Genomic DNA, 21,332 nt, shown 5'->3' on the forward strand with positions numbered 1-21,332 from the left:
GCCTCGCAGGTGTGTCAACCTGATTCCACTTCCTCGAAATCCATCTGGCGGACCGAGGGACCACTGGCCCCGAAGCGTGAATACATTGTTATATGACGTTCGTGTCGCCTCAGAATTACTAACCAATTCTCTAATTACATTATTATTCCTTTATGATACTATAAAATAGAACATACGTTCTTTTTTTTGATTTGGGGGTTTAATCTATGAGTGTAAATTCAATCTCCGAGCAACGAAGTAGAATAATGAGTAGAGTGAGGGGAAAAAACACAAAATTAGAACAATTGGTTTCAAAATGTATTTGGAAAAGAGGCATACGGTTTAGGAAAAATGTATTGTCTCTTTTTGGAAAACCAGACATAGCAATAAAAAAGTACAAAGTCGTGATCTTTATTGATTCATGCTTTTGGCACGGATGTCAATCTCACTTTAAACTTCCTAATAAGAATCCACAATACTGGAATAATAAGATTAAGAGAAATATTGATAGAGATAATGAAGTTACTCTCTACTATCAAAAAATAAATTGGACAATAATTAGAATTTGGGAACACGATTTAAAGGCCAATTTTGAACTAGTAATTTATCATGTTTGTAGACAAATACATATGGCAAAACACATAGATCATTTATAATATGTTTTTAAAACATATTTCAAGAATGTCATTTAACGTTGCTGTGTTCACGACGTCCCACCGACTTAAGGCGACGAAGTCGACGGGCGCGATGCGCTTAGTCGGTGCGAATGTGTCTGGCTGATTACGCTTCCACGAAATCCCTCTGCCAGACCGAGGGGCTTGTCCCCCGATGCGTGAACACGGTGTTATCGGAAGTTCCCTACCTCTTTGAGAGACTAACTAAGCTCCTTTAAAAGGTCTATTATGAAAAACGAGAGAAGAATATTTATTAAAGATAAAGCAAAAATTGAAATAGGAACTGAATATGCTCTCAAAAAATTAGAATTGAGAAATTTTATTTTCTTATTTTGAAACTCTGGGATTTGAAACAAAACGTCATTTAATTCTAATAAGACTTCAAGATAAACAAAGAAAAACGAGGAAAGGATTATCCATACATTCTGCTCTATTTGTTCCAGTTTTGAAAACTGAATGATCGTAACCATCCAAACTGTAAACATTATCTTCAGAATTGATTTTATTAATACGACTAAAATCTTAATGTTTGTGAAGCCAGCAATGCAGAAGATACCGATTGCCATTATATTAACTTTTGTTATTCCACCAACAATTTCATCGTAGGATGTCCCTTTCAATGGTTGAGTCAGTATTAACTGAGAGATAGAGTAAAAGATTAAACAAAAAAATAGACTGAATATTAATTTAGGTGTAATTAATACTTGCTTCCGAAACTCTCGTTTTCTTTGAATTGTTCTTTCTGTCCTTGTTTGCATTTAGTATTTCCTTTCTGTCTTTGGGAATTTCCGATAACGTTCCCGTATTCACGACGCTGTGAGGCTTAAGGTCACGAAGTGACCGGGTCCGACAGGACTCGCATGTGTGTCCGCCTAATTCCACTTCCCCGAATTCCATTTGGCGGACCGAAGGTCAACGTAGTCGGCCCGATGCGTAAATACATTGTTATATGGCGTACCACACTTCTTGAAACACATCCAATGTTTATAGCTTTTTAAATTCTTTGTTTGTATTTCTAGTTTTACTCTCTGCAAATGAAAGTATGTTATCCAATGTAAAGAATAGGTAGTAAGCAATAATTCCATATAGAATGTGATTTTGATTAATATAAAATCCAACAAGAAGTAAAATAACTAATGTTAGTAACAAAATGATGAAACTCAGAGCAATTGACATGATCGTTCTCTTCCATATATTTCGAGTTGTTAAAGATAATTTCTCTACTAAGTATGACATTGGAAACGAAATAAATAATGAAACAGCAAAAAATATAAAATAAACGGGGAAAAATAACACAATAAATTCATTAGGAAAGGATATTAATAACATCACCACTGTCATAATCAAAGATGTAATAAATAGACTTATTAATTTACTTACGATGCTTCCTGATTTCATTTATTTCTTCTCCGTTCAAGTGGTATGTCATATAACGTTCCCGTATTCACGAGGCCGAGAGGCGCTTAAGGTCACTAAGTGACCGGATGCGTGTCAGCGCAGTTAGCTTCGCAGGTGTGTCCGCCTGATTCTGCTTCCCCGAAATTCATCTGGCGGACCGAGGGGCCGCAGGCTCCGAAGCGCGAATACATTGTTAGATGAAGTTGACCCTTCTTCGAATTCCAATCAGATTTTTTGAATTTATATATTTAATTCATTCCAGTCATATATAACAAATCCCAATTGAAATACGACTATAAATAAGTAACTAATGTTTATAGTTAATCTGAATTTAAATGTACTTAAAGCGCTCTTGTATTCACTTTTGTTAAGACTTCCAGATTTTAAATCCCCCTTGATATCTCTGTAGGAATTCATTAAAATACGAAAATCAATTATCCCCAGTACACTCCATAACAACGTAAATATTAATAAAAGAGCGTTGGCAAGTGACAACATCATACCTATTCCTACATCTGATGTTTTCGTAAATCTATAACAAAGATGGACAGCTAAAGTAAGTGAGAATAAAACTAATCCTATCAAACTGAAATTTGGTTTAGTATTGTTCTTTATAACCTTCCCGCCCCTCGGTCAATTTCAACTAACGTCTTTTTTACGAACTTGACTAAATCATTCAATTCGGCTGGTTTTGCGTAGTTCGCTAAAATAGATCGATGCGATATATTTGCGTAAGTCTGTAGCAGACCGCGCCTCTTCGATATCCAGGGGGCTTTTGATTCGCCGAATATTTTTCACGCTCACATGGGTGTAGCGCTCGGTTGTACGTGAGCTCTGATGACCTAGCAGTTCTTGAATATATCGAAGGTCGATGCCTCCTTCCAGCAGATGCGTAGCGAATGAATGGCGCAGGGCATGAATGCTCACCTTTTTGTTGATGCCGGAGACGGCAAGCGCGTGCTCGAACATTTTTTGGGCGGAACGTTCGGTGAGGTGGCTGGTTTTATTTTGTCCGGGAAAGAACCACTGGTCCTGCGCATCATGGCGGATATAGCGTTTGACGATTTCTACGGCGCTATCCGACAAAACCTTGATGCGATCTTTCCTTCCTTTTCCTTTTCTAACTAAGTAACGTTCTTCATTCGTAGTCAAAGTCCTGTATTCGGAGTCGCACGACTTCGACAACCCGCAAGCCCGAAGAATAGGTAAGAAATAATAGCGCTTGATGCTTCAGATTGGACAAGGCGCCGAGCAGCGCTTTCACTTCTTTTAGTGCATATACATTCGGAAGCTTGTTTTCTTTTTTGGTCTCTCGTACGGAACCGTGTTTTCGATTTGCAATACCTCTTGCTCGAAAAACTTGATCGCACTGATCGCCTGGTTCACTTAAGCGTGAGATGGCTTTTTCTCCTGAAGCTCCAGCATGTATTTCTTAAGACATTCTTGTCGGTTATGCTTCGGAATGGTGTCGCAATAATCCATTATCGCCCGACATGGCCGCAATAAGCCTGAATTGTTTTTCCGCCGCAGCCCCTTATCTGCAGCTGCTGCCTCAACTGCTGCTCTTACGGTTCACGCCTGGAGGCCCGATTCTTTAGGAAAAGATAGCTCTCCTCGCATAATCGGTCCTCTATTCGCAGGCTCATTTGGAATTCCTTCATCAGTCTTTCAGCCATTGCGAGTGTATAAGGCACCGTTCACAATGAGGCTTCCGGCACCCATCTTCTGCCCGGTAAAGTCTTGATGATATCGATCGTCGCACGGTCAAACTCGAATTGAAGACCCAGCGTCGCCTCGTCCCTCTTAAAAAGATAAATTTCCATGCAATCTCCTTCAGCCGCCCGACATGCAAAAGGGAACGCAAAGTCGAATACGACTTCGCGGTCCCCGATACTTTCGGCAGACATGTTTGCTGAAAATACACCATAGCTTCCTACAGATTTACAACCGGTTACTTGATCACAACCTACGCTTCCGCTGATATGCTTTCCAGGCCATGATCGCTGCAGCGGCAACGAGTATGAATGCAGATATATATAAGAAAAGATTTAGCGACAGCATAGTCCCTCCATAGGCTCCCCCGCTTAACGCGTCGGCCTCTATCGAAGCCGTACCGAGAATCGCCACGGATTCATCGGCGGATGCCTGCAGATTGCCGCTGCACAGATTCGTTTGGAGCATCCGATTCTCGTTATAATGGGCGAACACGATGTACGATTGGTTTTTGCTGAACGTGATTCCGCAAGATTCCGAGCCGCCGCTCAGCGCTTGAATCGTGATTAGTTTCGTCGAGACGCCCTTCCAGGCAAGCTGAACGTCAAAAGCATACTCTCTCGTTTCGCGTGATCGAAATAAGCTGGGTAAGCCTTTATGAATCACTTGGCCGACGAAGACGGCTGCGGAGTCGTCCAGTCTTTCCTGTGTATTCCTAACGGCGCAGCTACAGGCAGATGCTCTATCGGATGTAAAAGTGAAAAGTCCGATCGCAACAAAGCTGAAAAGCAGTAATAAGGAGATGTATCGCTTCATCGGGTGCCTCCTTTGCCTACCAATATGAATACCTTCGTTATATCACATTTAACAAATTAAGGAAACAAAAGCATTTGTCTGGGCGATCGATCCAAAACGCAAAAAAGAGCGATCCGCGCTAGGCGGATCGCTCTCAGTTTAGGTACAGCAGAGGTATTATCGGCGCCCTGCCGTTCGGATGATTCGCCATTGCTTGTAGAGGGCGGATATCCCGAAGCAAACGGCAAGGCTGATCGCGCCGCCTGTCAGATCGACGAGCACGTCTTGATAAGTCGGCGTTCGGGCCGCGGAATAGCGCTGGTTCCACTCGTCCAAAATCGCGACAAAACCGACGACCGCCAGCGATAGCGCGGCTGTGGACAACGGACGCAGGCGGAACAGGCGCAGCACGAGCGCGGTCACGGCCGCAAGCACGCCATAAACGAACAAATGAGCGCTCTTGCGAAATGCGAATTCGATCATGCCGTACGGATTAATGTCCCGCCGGTACTCCTTGCCGTCGTAGTGGATATCTACGCCCGGCAGCAATCGCTCGGCCGTCTCCCAGGACAAGGTCCGATTCAGCAACGGCTGAATCGTCTGCTTGCTATAAGGCTGGGATGATAGCTTGAATATCGCGATGACGACGAAGCACAAGAGACCAAGCGCTATGAGACGTCTCCAGCTCTTATTGTCGGTCATGATGCCTTTCCCCTTTCTGCCGCTAGACCTGTCCCGCTTCGGCCAGCCTGCCGAGCAGATCGCCGCGGGCTTCCAAATACTCGATCAAGGCGGCTACGGATTCATCCGCAGACTCCAGCTGCGTATCGATCGTCAGCTCCGGCCGCTCGGGGACGTCGTACGGCGCGCCGACGCCCGTGAAACTTGGGATCTGGCCGCTTCGCGCTTTTTTGTACAACCCCTTCGGATCCCTGCGTTCGCACTCCTCGAGCGAACAGCGGACATAGATCTCCGCGAAGTCGCCCTCCTCGAACAAATCTCTGACCATCCGGCGGTCCTCGCCGTTCGGAGAGACCAGCGCCGCGATCACGACGGTTCCCGCTTCGACGAACAGCTTGGCTACCTCGCCCACTCTCCGCAGATTTTCCCGCCGGTCCGCCTCCGAGAACCCGAGGTCCCGGCACAGTCCATGACGGACGTTGTCGCCGTCCAACACGAAGCAGCCGATGCCGCGGGCATGCAGCTCCCGCTCCAAGGCGAAAGCGAGCGTCGACTTGCCCGATCCCGGCAGCCCCGTGAGCCAGAGCACCCGACCGGGATGCCCGCTTTTGCGCTCCCGGTCCGCGCGCGAGATGCCGGAGCGCTGCCAGGTTACTTGGCCGACCGGCGCAGCTCCCCGCCCTGCTGCCGTGCCGGCCGCGCCGCCTTCTGCGATCGTCTCGTTCACTCGCATTCGTATCCCTCCCGTAGTTGCCCGCAAGCCCTTCGCGAGCGTTTATCTTGCGCCTGCCGGCCATTCGACGACGCCGTCGGCCGACGTGCCGTCCAGCGCGCTTATTCGACCGTCTTCCCGCACGATAGCCTCGCCCTGCTCCATGACAACGACCTGATCCGCGCCCCGGATCGTCGACAGCCGGTGCGCGATGACGATGATCGTCATCTTCCCTTTGAGTCGGTCAATTGCTTCCTGGATTCGTGCCTCGTTGTCGGTATCGAGCGCGCTGGTCGCTTCGTCAAGCACGAGGATCGACGGCTTCCTGAGGATCGCCCGCGCCAGCACGAGCCGCTGACGCTCGCCGCCCGACAGCCGGACGCCGCGGTCGCCGACGACCGTGTCCAGCCCTTCGGGCAAGCGCCTAACGAATTCCTCCGAAGCCGAGAAACGCAGCGCCTCCCACAGCTCCGTCTCCCGTGCGTCCGGACGCACGGCCAGCAGATTGTCCCGGATGCTCTCGTGGAACAAAAAAGGCTCCTGCGCAACGTAGCTTACCGCATGGCGCAAGGCAAGCCGCCGCTCTCCCGCTACAGGGAGGCCGTCGATAAGCACCGATCCGCGCTCGGGCTCGAGCAGGCCCATCAGCAGGTCGACGAGCGTGCTCTTGCCTGCGCCAGACTTGCCGACGATGGCCGTCATCTTGCCTGCCGGGATGTGAAGGCATACGTCCCGCAGCGCGTATTCGGCATACGCGTCGCCGCCGTACTTGAAGTAGACGTGGCGGCATTCGATCCCCGCCTTGACGTCCAGACCCTCCGCGCGTTCGCCGGCTTCGTCGGCGCCCGATTCGCGGGCTTCGGCGCATTCGCGCTCAAGCTCGCGCAGGCTGCGAAACGCGGGAATCGCGGAGCCGATCTGCTCCGCGTTCGATTGGATCTGGGCGAAGCGGGGCCACAGCCTGGCGAACAGCACGACGATGAGCAGAAGTTCGCCCGCGCCGACGTGCAGCGCCTCGACGGCCAGGTATACGAACAAGGCGATCAGCGCCGCGGAGGAAATCTTGTACAAGCTCGACGTCGTCGCCTGCAGCCTCGCGAAGGCGATGAAGTTGGCCTCCATCCGTCCGGTCAGTCCGCGGAACCAGCCGAGATACGAATCTTCCAAGCGGTTGCTCTTAATATCCTTGATGCCGTTGAAATGATCGGTCAAACCGGCGTAATATTGCTGCGACAACTCGCTCGTCCGATTGCCGACCTCCTTGGCCCGCCGAATCTTGCGGCGCATGACGACCGCGATCGCGGCGCCGCTAACGAGCACGACCGCCGTGAGCTTCGCCGACAGCCAGAAGGCGATCCCGATCTGGATGACGGTAAACGCGACCGAAGAAGCGAGCTGCAGAAACAAATACGTCGCCTGGCTGACTCGCGCCAACTCGGACGTGAGCAGGTGATGAAAGTCGGATCGCCGGCGTCGAAGAAAAAAGATCCAGTCGGACCGCATCAGCGACGCATATAGCGTGAGGCGCAAATGCCGGATAAAGCCCTGCTGCAGCCGGGTGCCGCGGATGCTCTGGGCCCGCTGCAGTAGAGACTGCAGCGTCATGATGAGAACATAGGCGGCCAGCAGGACGGGCAGCGCAAGGTTCGAGGGCAGTTCGCGCAGCGCGGCCAGCGCTTCGCCGGCAAACGGGAGACTGCCCGTGCCTCCAGCGCCGTCGCCAAGCAGGCCGAGGAGTCCGAGCATCGGCGCGAGCATGTAGATGCCGATGCCGTCGAACAGTCCGAGCGCGACCATCGCGGCGAGCTGAGCGTACAGGCGCATTCCTCCGTAGCTTCGCAGCCGGTTCAAGTAAAACCGCAGTTCATTCATCGCCTCACCCCGCTCTCAAGTCTCCTGGCGTACCTGCCTCCACAGCCAGACGAACGGCCGCAGCGGAAAATAAAGAAAATACAAAGAGCGCGGCAGCGGCAGCGCTTTGGTGTCCCGGAAGCTGGGGTAAAGCCGGCTAACCGCGTAGCCCCATTTTTGCCGCGTCGTCTTGAGCTCGAACAAATACCGCTTGTACGTTCGCGACACTTCGCCGGCGCTGGGGTCGGTCGTCAGCACGACGGTATCGCGGATGAACCCGAGCGCGCGGTCCGCCAGCGCAGGACCGCGTCCTCTGGCGAGCATACGGCCGATCTCGTCGGGAATCGGCGTATGCAGCAGTCCCGAGGCGAGCACGAGCGCCTGGCCCGCCTGATCGAGCGCGCGGTAGCGCCGAAGCAGCGGGATAATCGCGTCCCAATCCAGGCCGCGCCCGACCATGCGGTCGATATCGGCGAGCCAACGCAGCCGGAACCAGCCGTGACGCGCGCCGTGCGTGACGAGATACATGAACAGATGCGCGTCGCCCGGCATGAAGATCGCGTCCGACAGCGCGCACGGTTGCCGATCCCGCCAAAGCGCCTCGAACGACGGTTCCTTGCCGTTTTCGCCGTTCAGCCGCCAATGCACCTCGACCTGGATGCCCGTATTCGGATTCGTGAAGGAGACATGATGGATTTTCCACTTCCAGTCGCCAAGTCCGCGCGGTATCTCTTCGTCCGCCCGGTAGCCCAGCTCGAGCAGCAGACGCTCCGCCTGCTCCAGGTCGCCGACGGGAATCAGAATATCCAGGTCCTTGGACGTCCGCAGCGAGATGTCCCCGTATAGCTGCCTGGCGAGCGCCGGACCTTTGAGCGACAGCGAACGCACGCCTCGCGCTCCCAGCGACCTGCACACCCGGTCCAATTCGCCGCTCAGCCTGAGCATGCGCCATGTATTTTGCCGGCAATCGCCGCCCAGGGCTTGCAGGACATCGGACGGAATCAAGCCGGTGCCGTCCCGGTCCCCGCGGATCTGCGGATAGACCCGATGATGGCGGACCAGCTTCACGAATTGATTCCAATCGATGTTCGGCAACGGAGGCACTTGCTGCGCCCTCTCCTGCTGCGCCTTCTCCTCCTGCGCGGCCTCGCTCCGCATTGCCGCGAGCATCGCGGTCAGCTCCTGGGGAAAAGCGGTCGTATTAAGCTCGTAAGTTTGATTCATGCCTCGCACCTTCAATCTTTTCAGTCGAATAGTCCGTGCCGAATACAGCCACCGTCGTGAACAATCGCCGCTCCCCGGCGCCCGTCAGAATGACCGGGCCGCTCCGGAGCCACGCATGCGCGATGAGGTTGCCTTGCTTATCCTTGGCCGTGCCGAGATACAGCGTGCTGTCCACGCTCCGCCGTTCCAGCATTTTTTTGGCCGCGAGCGCCTGAACGAGACATTGGCTCTCCCAGAACGTATGGCGGCTCATCACCCGCACCGCCTCGGAGATGCTGCGCACCACGCGCTCGGCGTTCAGATCGTGCACGTGCGGCGTCTCCGTCATCGGCCGGCCGAGCTTCGGCGCGAGCCGGCTGAACGGCAGCGCCTTCAGGATTCGCGCCCACGCCAGGTACAAGAGCGCCTCCAGCATGAGCCGCCGTCGAGCGGCGGGCCATGCCATGAACTTTCGGAGGGCCCGCATCAGGACGGACGCACCTCGATGAGCGACTCCCGGTACATTTGCCGAAGAAAAGCCAGCGCCTCCCGCTCGCACATCTCCCTTTCGACCTCGTATTCCGAGGCAAGCGTGTCGACCAACCGGCCGATGTCGATGGGCTCGGCGATGAGATCCCAGATTCGGCCCCCGACGGCGCCAAGGTTGTAGTACTTGCCCGTGCGGGTGCTGAACATCACCTTCTCGCCGTTCATGTCGCTTGCCATGTTGCCCTCTGCCCTTACTACGATCTGTTCGGTATCGTGACCGCTCGTCAAGCCTGCTTCGATCATATCGTTTTGCCTCCCTTGTCGAATTGGATCATGATCTCGGCGAGCTCGCGCGCCGTAAACCCTTCGGACGGCCTATAAAGTTGTCCGACCGCGATGCCGGACGCAATGCCGGATGCCGCCCGGAAATGCCAATCTACGAGACCGAGCCGGGGGATCAACGCTTGCCGGTACGTATGCTGCAGCATAACGCGAAGTCGCTCGAGCACCGGCAGCGCGACGACGCCGATCCGCTCGCCGCCCGACCGCCCGAGTTCGAACACGCCAGCCAGCGGCACGGGGTCCGAACCGAAGTCCTTAGAGACCGGTACGGCGAACTTCTCGGTCTCCCTATAGATGGTGCGATACGGAGATGCATGCATCCCGAGTCCGTCCAGGCTTTCCCGCCATAGCTTCTGCTGCGGATAAGCCGGCATGACGAACGGCTTGCCGTCTACGCCGGCCGTGACCGCCACGACATCGTCGCTAAGGAGACAATGTCCCATGCCGACGAGCGCGGCGGCGAGCGTCGACTTGCCCGCGCCCGAATCGCCGACGAAGGCGTACGCTTTGCCGCCGATGACGACCGCGCTGCCATGCAGCGGCAGCAGTCCGCGGAGCAAGAGCAGCGCGCCGAAGCAAGTGCCGAGCAGGTAGACGCGCACCTTCTCCGGATCTGCGCCGGGCAGCGGCGCGACAGCGATATGCCGGCCTTCGTCGATGCAGTAGACGGCCGTATCGGGAATGAGGAAAAGAAAGCGGCTGCCTTCGCGCGTCAGCGAAAAGTTGCTGCCGCTCGCTTCGAGCTCCTCCCTGAGCGGAACCGGATCGGCCGTAACGATCGTGACGTCCGCAGTGTCTGCCGTACGACCGGCGCCTGCCGGCGGCAATTCGGGCAGCGGAATCGAGCTCTCCATGTCGAGGCCGAACGCCCTGTAGACCGTCGTCGTCGCCGTTCGTTCGGCCAAAACCGCATCGATCATCGTGATCGCTCCTTTTTTCTTCAAATGGGATGACTATTTCGACCGCTAACGCGGTTATGGCCAATAGGAAAGGAATTGCGTGCATACGCGGTCCGCTAGCTGCGGATGTATGCCGAAAATAGAAATCTACGTTCATGCTAAAGCCGCTAACGGCGGATGTATCCTCGATTTGTAAAACGACTTGCTTACTTGCGGTACGACTCTCGTCGCGGCCAAGCCGTGACGCATGGATAAAGAAGTCCCTATACAGTCCGCTTCGGACTGTATAAGGACACTTTTGGGTGAAAATCAAAGTCAGCTCGGAGTGTAGATGTCCATGTCTTCGGTCGTGACGAAGTCGATGTTCGTCATGCCTTTGCCGTACATCGTCTCGCTGACGTTCAGCGTTTCGAGTTCGGGCGTTTGCCATTGTTGCTTTGCCATTGTGCGTTCACCTCCTTTCAAAGGCGGGCCGGCGCCCGCTGGCGCGGCTCGCGTATCCGATCGTCAGGCGTGCCGTTTGATGAATCTATACAAGATGACGCTGCGCAAGAGCAGCCGCATCTCCGGGTGAAAAGCGAGCTCCGATCGGGGCTCCCGCCCGATTCCCGCCGCCGCCGCGCGGATCCGCTCGACGTTCAAGTAGCCGGCGACGGCCGAATCGTCGCAGAGCCGCCGCAGCTCGTCGAGCAGGCGCGGCCACATCGGCGCCGCCCGGTGGATCCAATCCGCGCCCTGGACGCCCCGGACCCGCTGGTTGAGCCGCACCTCGTCGGGCAGCACGGACTTCGTCGCCCGGCGGATCAGCGCCCGGTCCATGCCGTCCCGCACGTACTGCTCGACCGGCACCGAGAGGCAGAAGCGCACGACCCGCAGATCGCAGGTCGGATCCCGCTCCCAGACGCCGTACCGCAGCGACAGCTTGGTCGCGGTCGCGCCGTTCTTGTTCGCGGCGGCTAGACTGGCGAGCTTGTCCCTGCGCACCGCGAACGGATCCGCCGACCCCGAGCCGCGGCCCGTACCGCCGCTTGAGCTGCCGAATCCGGCACCGCTTCCGCCGCCTCGCAGCTTGGCGAATACGCCCGTGCGCTGCGCGAAATCCGGATGGATCAGCATCGCCGGCAGGTCCGGTTCTTCGCCGCCGCGCCGTCCGCCCGAGAGCGCCGGAAAGGCCAGCTTCCCCAAGGTCGACAGCAGCCGACGCCGTCCGATGCCCTTGTTCGCGCCGAACATGCGCAGCTCGCGCGACAGCCGCATCCACTTCATGCGCTTCAGCAGCTGCGCATAATAGTCGAGGGCCGGACCCCACGAGACGGTGAAGTTCCCTCGGGCGCCGGTGAGCAGGATTCCCGCTCCCCGGCTGCCCGCGCGCTCGTGGATGCCCTTCAGCCAATACGAGTTCTCGAAAAACTTGTAAGGCGTCTCCAGCAGGTCGATCCATTCGTCCACCTCGGTCAGCGGGCTGATGCCCTCGAAGTCCATGTACGACGGATCGATATTGCCAACATGCCGGACCGTCGCCGCGATGTGCGGGCGCTCGTCGGCCGCCGCATGGCCCGGCGTCCAATCGGCGAAGCCGCTGGCGGGCACGCTGCTGTAAGCCTGGAGCGTCTTGCCCTCCCGCTGCAGCGCCCTTGCAGCGAACCCCGCGACCGCGCCGGAATCAAGGCCGCCGCTCAGCGTCGCCGCGACCTCGCGATGCGTGCGAAGCCTGGCGCGGACGGCTTCGCCGAAAATGTCGCGCATCGCTTCCTCGTACTCGCCGTCCGACCGGAGCCGCAGCGGCTCGGCCGGCTCGATCGAGCCGTAGGCTTCGAAGCGGGCCCGTCCGTCCGCGAAGACGACCGCGTGCCCCGGCGGCACCTGCCGGATGCCGACATACGGCGTCGCGCCGGCGTCGGTGGATTCGAACATCTCGGGAATCGCCATGAACTCGGCAAGCCATGCCTCGTCCAGCCTGCTGCCGGTGTCCGGCAGCGCCAGCAGCGGAGCCATCGTCGTGGCGAAGGCGAGTCGTCCGGCGCCGATGTGGTAGTAGAGCGAGCGGCTGCCGAACAAATCGCGGGCGCCGAACAGCTCCCGGCGCGTCTCGTCCCAGATCATGAACGCGAAGTCGCCGATCAGATGGGACGGCGCGAGCCGTCCCCATCTGCGGTACGCGAGCAGGATCAGCTCGCCGTCCGTAACCGTCGCACGGCGGCCGGAAGGCACTTCTAGCCGATCGAACAAGTCGTCGCGATTGTCGATGATCGCGTCCGCGACGATTCGCAGCCGCCCGCCCGCCGCGCCGCCGGCATCGCCGTCCGGCATCCGTTCGCCGACCGATTCCGGCGTGATCCAGCGGATGCGGCAGCCGAGGAACGCCGGCCCGTCGCGCCAAGTGCGCACATCGTCCGCGACGTATCGGGACATGGCGTCCATCATCGCTTCGCCGTCCGATGCCTCTGCTTCCCGGCCGTCGAACCGGACGATCCCCGCCAGCGCGCTCACTTCTTCCCTCCGCCGGCCATGTAGGCCGATGCGAACCGGGACAATCGCCTGCCGAACGGGATGGCCGACTTCAGCCAATCCGCCTTCCGCTTCATCGCCCCGAGCTGCGCGCGGAGATGCCGCTGCTCCCGGATGCCGGCTTCGAGCCGCATTTCCAGCGCGCGGACGGTCATCTGCAACTGATGTACGCGAGCGTCCGCCGCCCTTGCCAGCTTCGCCTCGTCTGCCATCGCCGACGTTGCTTCGTTGACGCCATTCGCAGGCCTCGCAACGTTTGCTGCCGTAGCCGGTACCGCCGTAATCCCGTCAGCGCGCACAGCCTGCATCCCGACCGCGGAGCCGAACGCGGAACCGCTCGCCGAGCCGGCCGCCTTCAGGCTGCCGCCGACTACCGCGCTCCGCATCGCGTACCCCGGCTCCCAGCGGCACCCGGTCGCATCCAGCAGCTGCCGCTCCCGCTGCGCCAGCAGCGCTTCGTCCGGCTCGCGTTCGAAGCGGGCGCCGGTCCAGCGCTCCGCTTCGGCCAGCGCCTCGCCGTAGCCGAGCGCCTCGAAAGTCCGCGCGCCGAGCAGGCGTACGTAAAGCTCCGCCTCTTTCTTAGCGAGCGCGTCCTTCCAAGAGCCGACGGCGTTCGTATGCGGAGCTGCGTGGTCCGCGACGTTCGGATCGCCGACGCCCATGCTGAAGTACAGCTCGGACTTCGCCGTGCCCATGCGTTCGCCGTACCGCTCCATCCCTTCCTCGTACGCGATGCCGAGGAACTCGCTCACGCCCGCCAGCTGTCCGCGGGGATCCGCGACCAGCTCCTCGTAGCGCAGCCGGTAGGCGTACGGATCGGGCGCCGCGAAGTACCGCATGTAGCGCAGGAGTCCGATCGTGAGATCAGCGGCCTTGATATCGAACGCGTCGCCCGTCAGCAGTCCCGCGAGGTCCGCGGCGCCGCCGCGCGACGCGCCGAGCTTCTTGTATGAGGCGAGCACGTCCAGCGGATTGCGCAGCAGCCATATCCGTTTGGAACGCGGGAACAGCACGTCGAGGAACTCGAGCAGATAATAGTATCTCGGCGATTTGTCCACCACGATGTCGGCGCCTTCGCCGCCGCGCAGCAGGCCGTTGTAGGCCTCGACCGCGAACGACCGGCACGCGTCCGCGAAGGCGTCTTCGGGCAGCACGCCGCCGAAAAACCGCTCGAGGATCGCTCCGCCGCCGTACGCCCGCCGCTGCGCCGCCTTCAGGTCGAGCAGGCTCATGAGAAACCACATCTCCTGCGCCGCATACACCCTGCTATGATTTTGCATCATGACCGTAGCAAGGGAGCTGCCGCTCCTCGGCGTGCACAGCAGGAATACGAGGTTGTTGCCGCTTGCGTCGACCATCCGGGGCGCCTCCTTCACTTCTTGTTGAAATCGTAGTAATACTTCGGCCGTTGGCCGAGCATGATCCGATAGATGTCGTCGTTCGTCGCCTTCGCAGCCGTCACGTAGTCCTTATACGGCCGGTCGGCGACATTGACGAGCCCCGAATTGTAGTGCTCGCCCCACTGGCCCTGCCAGTGGCGCCCGAGGCCCGCCTGGTCCACGTAGTTGAACACGTTGGCCCCTACGACGTAAGGCAGCGTCGCGACGCCCTCCACGTAGTTGCGATAGCGGATGCCGCGCTGGGCTTGGTTCGCCGCCGCGTTTTGAATGAGCGGCGCCAGGCCCTGCTCCGCCGTGCCGTAGCCGAACTCGCTCATCATGATCGGCTTGCCCGCCTTGGCGTACAGATCGGCCAGCAGCTCCGTCTCGACCTTGTGCGAGTAGTAATTCAGGCTGATGACGTCAACGTACTTGCCTTCGGCCGCTGCGAGCATGCCGCGCAGCTTCGTATCGCGGAAGGCCGTCACGGTCCACCTGTCGCCGAGAAGCAGATGACGCTGATCGTACTTGCGGAAAAGCTTCGAGACGGTGCCGTAGAACCGGTCGAGATACTCCGCGAACAGTCCGTTCATATCGCTCCAGGCGGTCTTCGTTTCGACCGGCAGCTTCGCTTCCTTCAGGCTGTCGAACGAGGCGAAGTCCGTTTCCCACGCTTTGTTGAACGCGCCGATCGTACCGTACTTAGACTGCAGACGCTGGACGAGGCGACCCTTGATCGCCGCCTTGCTCGCCTTGAGACCCGGCACGATCTGATAGAACTTGTGAAAATCGTACTCGTTGCCGATGAAGTAGCCGACCAGCATGGGATCGTCCTTATACGGCGCTACCGCTTGGGCGAACGCCTGATCGAGCTTGGTCTCGGCGCCCGCCGCGTAGATGTCGAAGATCGACAGTCCGTTGATCTTGGCCCAACTCATGCTGTCCAGCGGCAGCATGCGCGTGTACGGGAACAGCCCCTCTTCGCCGTACTTTTCCGGCGAGAAGCCGCCGATGCCGTTGAAGCCCCACTTTGCCAGCCGTCCGATCGCTTCCATGTAAATATCGTGCTCCGACGGGAAGACGCCGGTCTTGCGGTACTTGTTCGCAACGAAGTACGAAAAGCTGTCCGTCCCGAGCCAGGCGGGCTTGTATTCGCCGGCATAGGGCGGCACCGACTCGTACAGCGTCTCCCTGCCTTTGACCAGCGAGTACGTCTCGTTGGCCGTCACGCCGTTGACCGCGAGGCTGAAGTAAAGGTTGCCGGACGGCGTCGTCATGACCGGGCGTCCGTTCAACCGCTGGATCGCGAAATGGCCGGTCGCCTTGAAACCGTATTTGTCCTTGCTGCCGGCCAGCCCGCCGTATTCGTCGCGTCCTGCCGGCGCCTGCAGACTCGCATAATAGGCCTTGTCAGCCTTCGCGTCCGCCGCCAGCTGCGACTCGGACGTCACCTTGGCCGCGAAGCTCGCCTCCTCCATCTGGCCGAACCGGTCGAGCTGCACGTCGTCGCTCGCGTTGATCGCGTAGCTGCGGACGGGGCTCGGCAGGAGCCCTTCCTTGACCGCGTACGCTTCGAGCCGGACGTAGCCGTGCAGCGCGATCGGCCCCGTATACGGGAGGAAGTCCCCGCCGTCGTTCAGCCGATAGTAGACGCGCGCGCCTTCGGTCGCCGCCGCGAGGGTGGCGAGCATCCCGCCCTTCGTCTTGGTCGTCGTGAGCGCGGCGGACGCCGTGTTCAGGTTGATCGCCACGCGCGATACCTGCGGGGTCCAGGATTTGCTCTTGCCCAGCATCTCGATTTTCAGGTACCGCGTGCCTTCCGGCAGGGACATGTTCTCGTATGCGTACGGCTGCCAGTTTTTCACGGGATTGCCGGACGGGTAGGATTCGGCGGCGACCTCGCTGTACGTCTCGTCGTCGGAAGAGGCGTAGAACTTCAGCTTGCTCAGCGGAAAGCCGGCAAAATAATAGCTGCTGACCGAAAAGGAAGTCATGTCGTAATCGGTCTTGTAAAGGATCACGCCTGCCCCCAGCGTCGCCCGGACCGCCCGGCGTCCGTCTCCGCCGTAAAAGGCGGGATTGTCGGTCGCCGTGTAGACGTTCGCCCGGACGGCGCTCAGGCCGAAGTCGTCGAGCTTGTCGTCGATGCCCTTCGGTGGCGCGGCGAGCGGGTACGGCGTATACGAATACGTGGATACGCCGTCCGTCGCTTTCGCCGGGCCGCTCTCGGGGTTCGCCGACGTCGTCTTCAGCACCGTCTCGTCCGCGATCGGGATCGGCGAGCCGTACAGCAAACGCGTCTTCGACGTACGCGGGTCGCTGCCGTCCGTCGTGTAGTAGACGGCCTCGCCTTCCTCCTTCGGAGTCAGCAGGATCATGCTGCCGTACAGTACCGCGCCGGAGGGCTTGCTGGCCCCGGTGCCGGCGTCGTCGTTCAGCACGACCTCGCCGATCTCCGGCGAGCCGCCCGCGCCTTCGCCCCCGAACACGATCTTCAAGTACTTCGTGCCGAGCGGGAATCCTCTGGACGCATAGGTCACGGTCGGCGATTGGCCGGGATCCTCGTGAACGTCCGGCGTCACGCTTCGGTACGACTTGCCGTCGGCCGAGATCAGGAACTGCAGCCCGCCGCTTGCGTTGGCAGCGCGGCCGTGGGTCTGAACCGCGAACGATCGCAAATTGCCTTTCGTCTTGTAAACGAGCTCCTCGCCGGCCGCGCCGCTCGGCGCGATGCGGGTGGCGTCTTGTCCGTCGCCTGCGACCGTTCGCAGCGCGAGCGTGTCGGAATGCCCGTACGTCTGCTCCCAATCGGCAAGGTCGTCGACCTCGATCTCGTAGCTGCCCGGGCTGTTCCCGTGCGAGTGCGAGGGAAGAACGACGACGAGCATGCCGTAAGCCAGGAGCCAGATCGCTTTTCTTTTCATGATGGCGAAGCTCCTTTGGCCCTGCTTTTAGTACTGGAGGATCGGCATCTCTTCTCTGACGCCCTGATTCAGGCTCGGGCGGCCGATCGAGTAATAGACGAAAGCCGTGCCGGCGAGATCCGCTTCCTTGAACACGTTGCGCCCGTCGATGAGGATCGGCCGGCGCATCGTCTCCTGCAGCCCGTGCAGGTCGGTCCTGGCGAACTCCTCCCACTCGGTGAGCAAGCACAGGGCGTCGGCGCCGCGCGCCGCTTCGAGCGCCCCGTCGCACCAGACGACGCCGCCGTCCCCGAACAGGCCGCGGAAGCTCGGCGTCGCGATCGGATCGTACGCCCGCACCACCACGCCGCTATCGACCAGATGCCGAATGATCTCGAGTGCCGGGGACTCGCGCACGTCGTCGGTGTTGGGCTTGAACGACAGCCCCCATACCGCGACCGTCTTGCCCCGCAGCTCGCCGCCGAAAATCGTCTCGAGCTTGCGGACGATGCGCATGCGCTGGTCCTGGTTGACCTCGACGACCGAGCGCAGCAGCTTGAACTCGTACTCGACGTGGCCGGCGATCTGGATGAGCGCCCGCGTATCCTTCGGGAAGCAGGAGCCGCCGTAGCCGATGCCCGCGTTCAGGAAAGCGGTCCCGATCCGGCGGTCGAGCCCCATGCCCGCGGCGACCTCCGCCACGTCCGCGCCGACCTTCTCGCAGATGTTGGCGATCTCGTTGATAAACGAGATCTTCGTCGCCAGAAACGCGTTCGAGGCGTACTTCAGCATCTCCGCGCTGCGGATGTCGGTCACCATGACCTGCTTGGTCAGCGGCCGGTGCAGCTCGGCGATCCGCTCGGCGGCGGCCGGCGAGTCGGCGCCGATGACGACCCTATCCGGCTCGAGCGTGTCGCGCACGGCCGAGCCTTCGCGCAGGAACTCCGGCAGCGACACGCTGTCGAACGGCACGGCGGTTCTGGCGCGGATCAGATCGCGCACCCGCTCGTTCGTGCCGACGGGAACGGTGCTCTTGACGGCGACGATCGCGTAGCCGGTAAGCGCGTCCGCGATCTCGCCGGCCGCGGCATCGATATAAGAAAGGTCCGCTTGACCGCTGGGCAGCGGCGGCGTGCCGACCGCGATGATAACGAGATCGGTACCGCGCACGGCCTCCGCAAGATCATGCGTATAGCGCAGCTTGCCGGCCGCGACGCCTTTGCGCGACAGCTCCTCGAGTCCCGGCTCGTAGATCGGGATGCCTCCGCTCTGCAGCGTGGCGATCTTGTACGGATCCTTGTCGACGCAGACGACCGTATGACCGAGCTCGGCGTAGCAGATTCCCGACACGAGTCCGACGTAGCCGGTGCCAATTACCGCGATTTTCAAATGGATCCCTCCTGTGTCTCGCAAAGTTCCATGATATCTCCCCAAGCCATCTCCAGCCGGACGATATCCTCCTCGATCAGAAGCGTCCCCGACTGTACCTCGATGATCTCGAGATCTTGCTCCGCGCGCACGCTGTGCATGCTCTCCTTGGGAATCCGGATCACGTCTCCGGCGACCACGGACGTGATCTTCCCGTTCAAGACGAACGTGCCGCTGCCTGCCATGACGGTCCATACCTCGTCCCTAAGGCTGTGGTATTGATAGCTGAGGTTTCGTCCCGCGGCGATGGTGATCCGCTTGGTCAGCACCTCGCGTCCGTCCGGATAGACCGCATAATCCAGTACGCGGTACCTGCCCCAGCGCCGCTCCTCGTACATCGGACGCTGATCCGCGGACCCCAGCAGGTCCTTCACCATGGGGCTGAGCGCCTTGTCCGCGACGAGGATGCCGTCCGGGCTCGCCGCGACGATGACGTCCGACAAGCCGAGCACCGCGATCGGGACGTCCAGCTCGTTGATGACGTGCGAGCCCTTCGTCTGTACGGAGATCGTGCCTTTGCCCGTGAGCGGTTCGGCGATCTCCTCGGTGAGCGTGTTCCAGGTGCCGAGGTCCTTCCAATCGCCGTCGTAGCGAACGGCCGCGATCCGGTTCGCCTTCTCGACGACCTCGTAGTCGAAGCTGATCTTCGGCAGCGCATCGTAGCGCCTCGCCATCTCCTCGTGCTGGATCGGCAGCTCGTGGGCGATCAGGATATTAATCAGAAAATCGAGCTTGAACGCGAACACGCCGCAGTTCCAAAGCGCGCCTTCGGCGATCATCTTCTCGGCCTCTTCTTTTGCCGGTTTCTCGCGGAACCCGCGTACGGTCATGAACGGCTCGTCGCCGCCTTCATAAGCGCCTGCAGCCGTGCCTGCGCTCCCGTCTTCCCCTGCGACTCCCGATCCGGGCACGATATACCCGTACTTTTCCGACGGGTACGTCGGCTGCACGCCGACGAGCGCCAGATCCGCGCCGGAAGCGTCCAGCGCGCGTTCGAGCTTCGCGAGTTCCGCGAAAAACCGGCCGTCGACGTAAGGGTCGACCGGCATGACGACGATCGTTTCGGAGAGGCTAACGCCTTCCATCGCGTACAAATGCGTAGCCGCGAGGGCGATCGCCGGGAAAGTGTCCCTGCGGGACGGCTCGGGGATCAGCCTGACGTCGCTGCCGAGCTGGCCGTACAGGATCTCGACCTGGGACTTGCCCGTCGCCACGTAGGCATGGTCCTGCAGCCCGGCGTCCCCGAGCTGCCGCCATACCCGCTGGATCATCGATTCGGGCCGGCCGGACGAATCCTTAAGAACTTTCAGAAACTGCTTCGAGCGGGAATCGTTCGAGAGCGGCCAGAGCCGCTTGCCCGATCCGCCGGACAAGAGCACGATCTTCATGCCATCCCTCCGCTCTGCTTGCTCGTCGGCTCCGCCGCCAGCTTGGCCGACGCGATGCCTTGGGTCCAGGTGCGATAGTAGCGGCCGTTTTTGCCGTACGCGTTGTCGTACAGGACGTTCGGCTTGTCCATGAGACAAGACAGGATATGACCGTGAAGTCTCGACGTCTGCACGGTGCGATACTGTGCGAACCGTTCGACCGCCTTGCTCACGAGCCGATCCGAGTACTTGCTCCAGAACTTCCCGACAGGCAGCTTGCCCTTGGAGATGCGTAGTACTTTGCCGATCGCGCGGATCGACCGATGCTCCGTACGGCTGTACAATGTCGACCAGTCGAGATCGTCGCCCGCGCCTTCGAAGGTCAGCCCGTCCTGCCCGGCCGTCTTCTCGATATCGGTTCGCATGAAGCGAAGCAGCTCCCTCGCCGGCTCGCCGCCGCCGCGGATCGGCCACAGCTGGTGCGCCATGTCCGGGGACAGATAGACGCCGCAGCGCTTGAACTTGTCCTTCGCCATCTCCAGCGATAGCGTGTCGCGAACGAACAGATGAACGTCCTTGTGGCGGTTCAGGATGTCGGCGGTCCGGTCGAACTCGCGCACGTCCTTGTAATGAATCGTTTGCGGCAGGATGACGACCCGGTTCTTCGGGTAGCCGGCGACGACCCGCTCGCGCAGCTTCTGGTGCACGGGGTACAGATCGCCGAAGTTGCCGCCGCCCTGCAGCACGAGGATATGATCCTTTGGCACGCTCAGCCCGTCGGGGAAGTCGAACGTGCTGTATCGCGCCCGCACCCTGATTCCGTTTTCCCTGAAGAAGGCTTCTGTCCCTTTCATGATGAGCAGGTCTCCGCCGTTGGAATAAACGGGATAATCGATATAATAGATGTTCGAGCCTGGCGGAATGACGTTCAGTATGATCCTCAGCCGGTTTTTGAGCTCATCCATCGGGTGAGCCGTTAAGGTCGCGATCTCCATCCGTTTGTCTCCTTCG

18 protein-coding genes are annotated in these 21,332 nt (G+C 59.0%); 1 reads left to right on the forward strand and 17 read right to left on the reverse strand.

What is annotated here, in order from left to right; translation table 11 throughout:
• Positions 1 to 206 precede the first annotated feature (206 nt).
• On the forward strand, positions 207 to 635 hold the full coding sequence (locus BM235_RS12915) for a very short patch repair endonuclease (RefSeq protein ID WP_090113636.1): 429 nt from the start codon (positions 207 to 209) through the stop codon (positions 633 to 635).
• 2,088 nt (positions 636 to 2,723) lie between these two features.
• On the opposite strand, the gene BM235_RS12925 is transcribed toward BM235_RS12915, so the two are convergent.
• The 17 genes from BM235_RS12925 to BM235_RS13000 all read right to left on the reverse strand — a co-directional run bounded on the left by BM235_RS12925 (position 2,724) and on the right by BM235_RS13000 (position 21,316).
• Positions 2,724 to 3,236, reverse strand: coding sequence for a tyrosine-type recombinase/integrase (locus BM235_RS12925; protein ID WP_199408945.1), 513 nt, complete (start codon positions 3,234 to 3,236; stop codon positions 2,724 to 2,726).
• A gap of 512 nt (positions 3,237 to 3,748) precedes the next feature.
• Positions 3,749 to 3,874 carry a hypothetical protein gene (locus BM235_RS32545; protein ID WP_255374358.1) on the reverse strand — a complete coding sequence of 42 codons (126 nt, stop codon included), beginning with the start codon at positions 3,872 to 3,874 and terminating at the stop codon, positions 3,749 to 3,751.
• A 136-nt stretch (positions 3,875 to 4,010) separates the two neighbouring features.
• Positions 4,011 to 4,580 (reverse strand): hypothetical protein, encoded by a 570-nt coding sequence (locus tag BM235_RS12935; RefSeq protein ID WP_090113644.1) that lies wholly within the window; start codon positions 4,578 to 4,580, stop codon positions 4,011 to 4,013.
• A gap of 156 nt (positions 4,581 to 4,736) precedes the next feature.
• Positions 4,737 to 5,261: a VanZ family protein gene (locus BM235_RS12940; protein WP_090113647.1), complete on the reverse strand. Its 525-nt coding sequence runs from the start codon at positions 5,259 to 5,261 to the stop codon at positions 4,737 to 4,739.
• A gap of 22 nt (positions 5,262 to 5,283) precedes the next feature.
• Positions 5,284 to 5,973 carry an adenylyl-sulfate kinase gene (cysC, locus tag BM235_RS12945; protein WP_090113649.1) on the reverse strand — a complete coding sequence of 230 codons (690 nt, stop codon included), beginning with the start codon at positions 5,971 to 5,973 and terminating at the stop codon, positions 5,284 to 5,286.
• Between the two features lie 42 nt (positions 5,974 to 6,015).
• Positions 6,016 to 7,824, reverse strand: a complete 1,809-nt coding sequence (locus BM235_RS12950) for an ABC transporter ATP-binding protein (RefSeq protein ID WP_090113651.1) — start codon at positions 7,822 to 7,824, stop codon at positions 6,016 to 6,018.
• A gap of 15 nt (positions 7,825 to 7,839) precedes the next feature.
• A complete protein-coding gene (locus BM235_RS12955) occupies positions 7,840 to 9,027 on the reverse strand; it encodes a nucleotidyltransferase domain-containing protein (protein WP_090113653.1) in 1,188 nt (395 codons plus the stop codon).
• Complete coding sequence (locus BM235_RS12960) at positions 9,005 to 9,493, reverse strand: lasso peptide biosynthesis B2 protein (RefSeq protein ID WP_255374359.1); 489 nt, start codon at positions 9,491 to 9,493, stop codon at positions 9,005 to 9,007. The genes BM235_RS12955 and BM235_RS12960 overlap by 23 nt, the downstream gene beginning before the upstream one ends.
• Positions 9,493 to 9,798 (reverse strand): lasso peptide biosynthesis PqqD family chaperone, encoded by a 306-nt coding sequence (locus BM235_RS12965; RefSeq protein WP_090113655.1) that lies wholly within the window; start codon positions 9,796 to 9,798, stop codon positions 9,493 to 9,495. The genes BM235_RS12960 and BM235_RS12965 overlap by 1 nt, the downstream gene beginning before the upstream one ends.
• The gene (locus tag BM235_RS12970) at positions 9,795 to 10,757 is read right to left on the reverse strand and encodes a hypothetical protein (RefSeq protein ID WP_090113657.1); all 963 of its coding nucleotides are present in this window, start codon (positions 10,755 to 10,757) and stop codon (positions 9,795 to 9,797) included. The genes BM235_RS12965 and BM235_RS12970 overlap by 4 nt, the downstream gene beginning before the upstream one ends.
• Positions 10,758 to 11,051: 294 nt before the next feature.
• A complete protein-coding gene (locus tag BM235_RS31660) occupies positions 11,052 to 11,180 on the reverse strand; it encodes a paeninodin family lasso peptide (RefSeq protein WP_110468926.1) in 129 nt (42 codons plus the stop codon).
• A 63-nt stretch (positions 11,181 to 11,243) separates the two neighbouring features.
• Positions 11,244 to 13,226 carry an asparagine synthase-related protein gene (locus tag BM235_RS12975; protein WP_090113660.1) on the reverse strand — a complete coding sequence of 661 codons (1,983 nt, stop codon included), beginning with the start codon at positions 13,224 to 13,226 and terminating at the stop codon, positions 11,244 to 11,246.
• Positions 13,223 to 14,602, reverse strand: a complete 1,380-nt coding sequence (locus BM235_RS32040) for a sulfotransferase family protein (protein WP_090113662.1) — start codon at positions 14,600 to 14,602, stop codon at positions 13,223 to 13,225. Before BM235_RS32040 ends, BM235_RS12975 begins: the two co-directional genes overlap by 4 nt.
• A gap of 14 nt (positions 14,603 to 14,616) precedes the next feature.
• Complete coding sequence (locus tag BM235_RS12985; RefSeq protein WP_090113664.1) at positions 14,617 to 17,547, reverse strand: chitobiase/beta-hexosaminidase C-terminal domain-containing protein; 2,931 nt, start codon at positions 17,545 to 17,547, stop codon at positions 14,617 to 14,619.
• 27 nt (positions 17,548 to 17,574) lie between these two features.
• A complete protein-coding gene (locus BM235_RS12990; RefSeq protein WP_090113667.1) occupies positions 17,575 to 18,915 on the reverse strand; it encodes a UDP-glucose dehydrogenase family protein in 1,341 nt (446 codons plus the stop codon).
• A complete protein-coding gene (locus BM235_RS12995) occupies positions 18,912 to 20,342 on the reverse strand; it encodes a sugar phosphate nucleotidyltransferase (RefSeq protein WP_090113669.1) in 1,431 nt (476 codons plus the stop codon). Before BM235_RS12995 ends, BM235_RS12990 begins: the two co-directional genes overlap by 4 nt.
• Positions 20,339 to 21,316, reverse strand: a complete 978-nt coding sequence (locus BM235_RS13000) for a polysaccharide pyruvyl transferase family protein (protein ID WP_090113672.1) — start codon at positions 21,314 to 21,316, stop codon at positions 20,339 to 20,341. The genes BM235_RS12995 and BM235_RS13000 overlap by 4 nt, the downstream gene beginning before the upstream one ends.
• Positions 21,317 to 21,332 lie beyond the last annotated feature (16 nt).

It is taken from the genome of Cohnella sp. OV330, from assembly GCF_900112065.1.
Classification (GTDB): Bacteria; Bacillota; Bacilli; order Paenibacillales; family Paenibacillaceae; genus Cohnella.

What these genes read in the sequence shown, in the direction of transcription:
- BM235_RS12915 (WP_090113636.1), top strand. Translation starts at nt 207, where the DNA reads ATGAGTGTAAATTCAATCTCCGAGCAACGAAGTAGAATAATGAGTAGA.
- BM235_RS32545 (WP_255374358.1), bottom strand. Translation starts at nt 3,874, where the DNA reads ATGGAAATTTATCTTTTTAAGAGGGACGAGGCGACGCTGGGTCTTCAA.
- BM235_RS12935 (WP_090113644.1), bottom strand. Translation starts at nt 4,580, where the DNA reads ATGAAGCGATACATCTCCTTATTACTGCTTTTCAGCTTTGTTGCGATC.
- BM235_RS12940 (WP_090113647.1), bottom strand. Translation starts at nt 5,261, where the DNA reads ATGACCGACAATAAGAGCTGGAGACGTCTCATAGCGCTTGGTCTCTTG.
- cysC (WP_090113649.1), bottom strand. Translation starts at nt 5,973, where the DNA reads ATGCGAGTGAACGAGACGATCGCAGAAGGCGGCGCGGCCGGCACGGCA.
- BM235_RS12950 (WP_090113651.1), bottom strand. Translation starts at nt 7,824, where the DNA reads ATGAATGAACTGCGGTTTTACTTGAACCGGCTGCGAAGCTACGGAGGA.
- BM235_RS12955 (WP_090113653.1), bottom strand. Translation starts at nt 9,027, where the DNA reads ATGAATCAAACTTACGAGCTTAATACGACCGCTTTTCCCCAGGAGCTG.
- BM235_RS12960 (WP_255374359.1), bottom strand. Translation starts at nt 9,493, where the DNA reads ATGCGGGCCCTCCGAAAGTTCATGGCATGGCCCGCCGCTCGACGGCGG.
- BM235_RS12965 (WP_090113655.1), bottom strand. Translation starts at nt 9,798, where the DNA reads ATGATCGAAGCAGGCTTGACGAGCGGTCACGATACCGAACAGATCGTA.
- BM235_RS12970 (WP_090113657.1), bottom strand. Translation starts at nt 10,757, where the DNA reads ATGATCGATGCGGTTTTGGCCGAACGAACGGCGACGACGACGGTCTAC.
- BM235_RS31660 (WP_110468926.1), bottom strand. Translation starts at nt 11,180, where the DNA reads ATGGCAAAGCAACAATGGCAAACGCCCGAACTCGAAACGCTGAACGTC.
- BM235_RS32040 (WP_090113662.1), bottom strand. Translation starts at nt 14,602, where the DNA reads ATGGTCGACGCAAGCGGCAACAACCTCGTATTCCTGCTGTGCACGCCG.
- BM235_RS12985 (WP_090113664.1), bottom strand. Translation starts at nt 17,547, where the DNA reads ATGAAAAGAAAAGCGATCTGGCTCCTGGCTTACGGCATGCTCGTCGTC.
- BM235_RS12995 (WP_090113669.1), bottom strand. Translation starts at nt 20,342, where the DNA reads ATGAAGATCGTGCTCTTGTCCGGCGGATCGGGCAAGCGGCTCTGGCCG.
- BM235_RS13000 (WP_090113672.1), bottom strand. Translation starts at nt 21,316, where the DNA reads ATGGAGATCGCGACCTTAACGGCTCACCCGATGGATGAGCTCAAAAAC.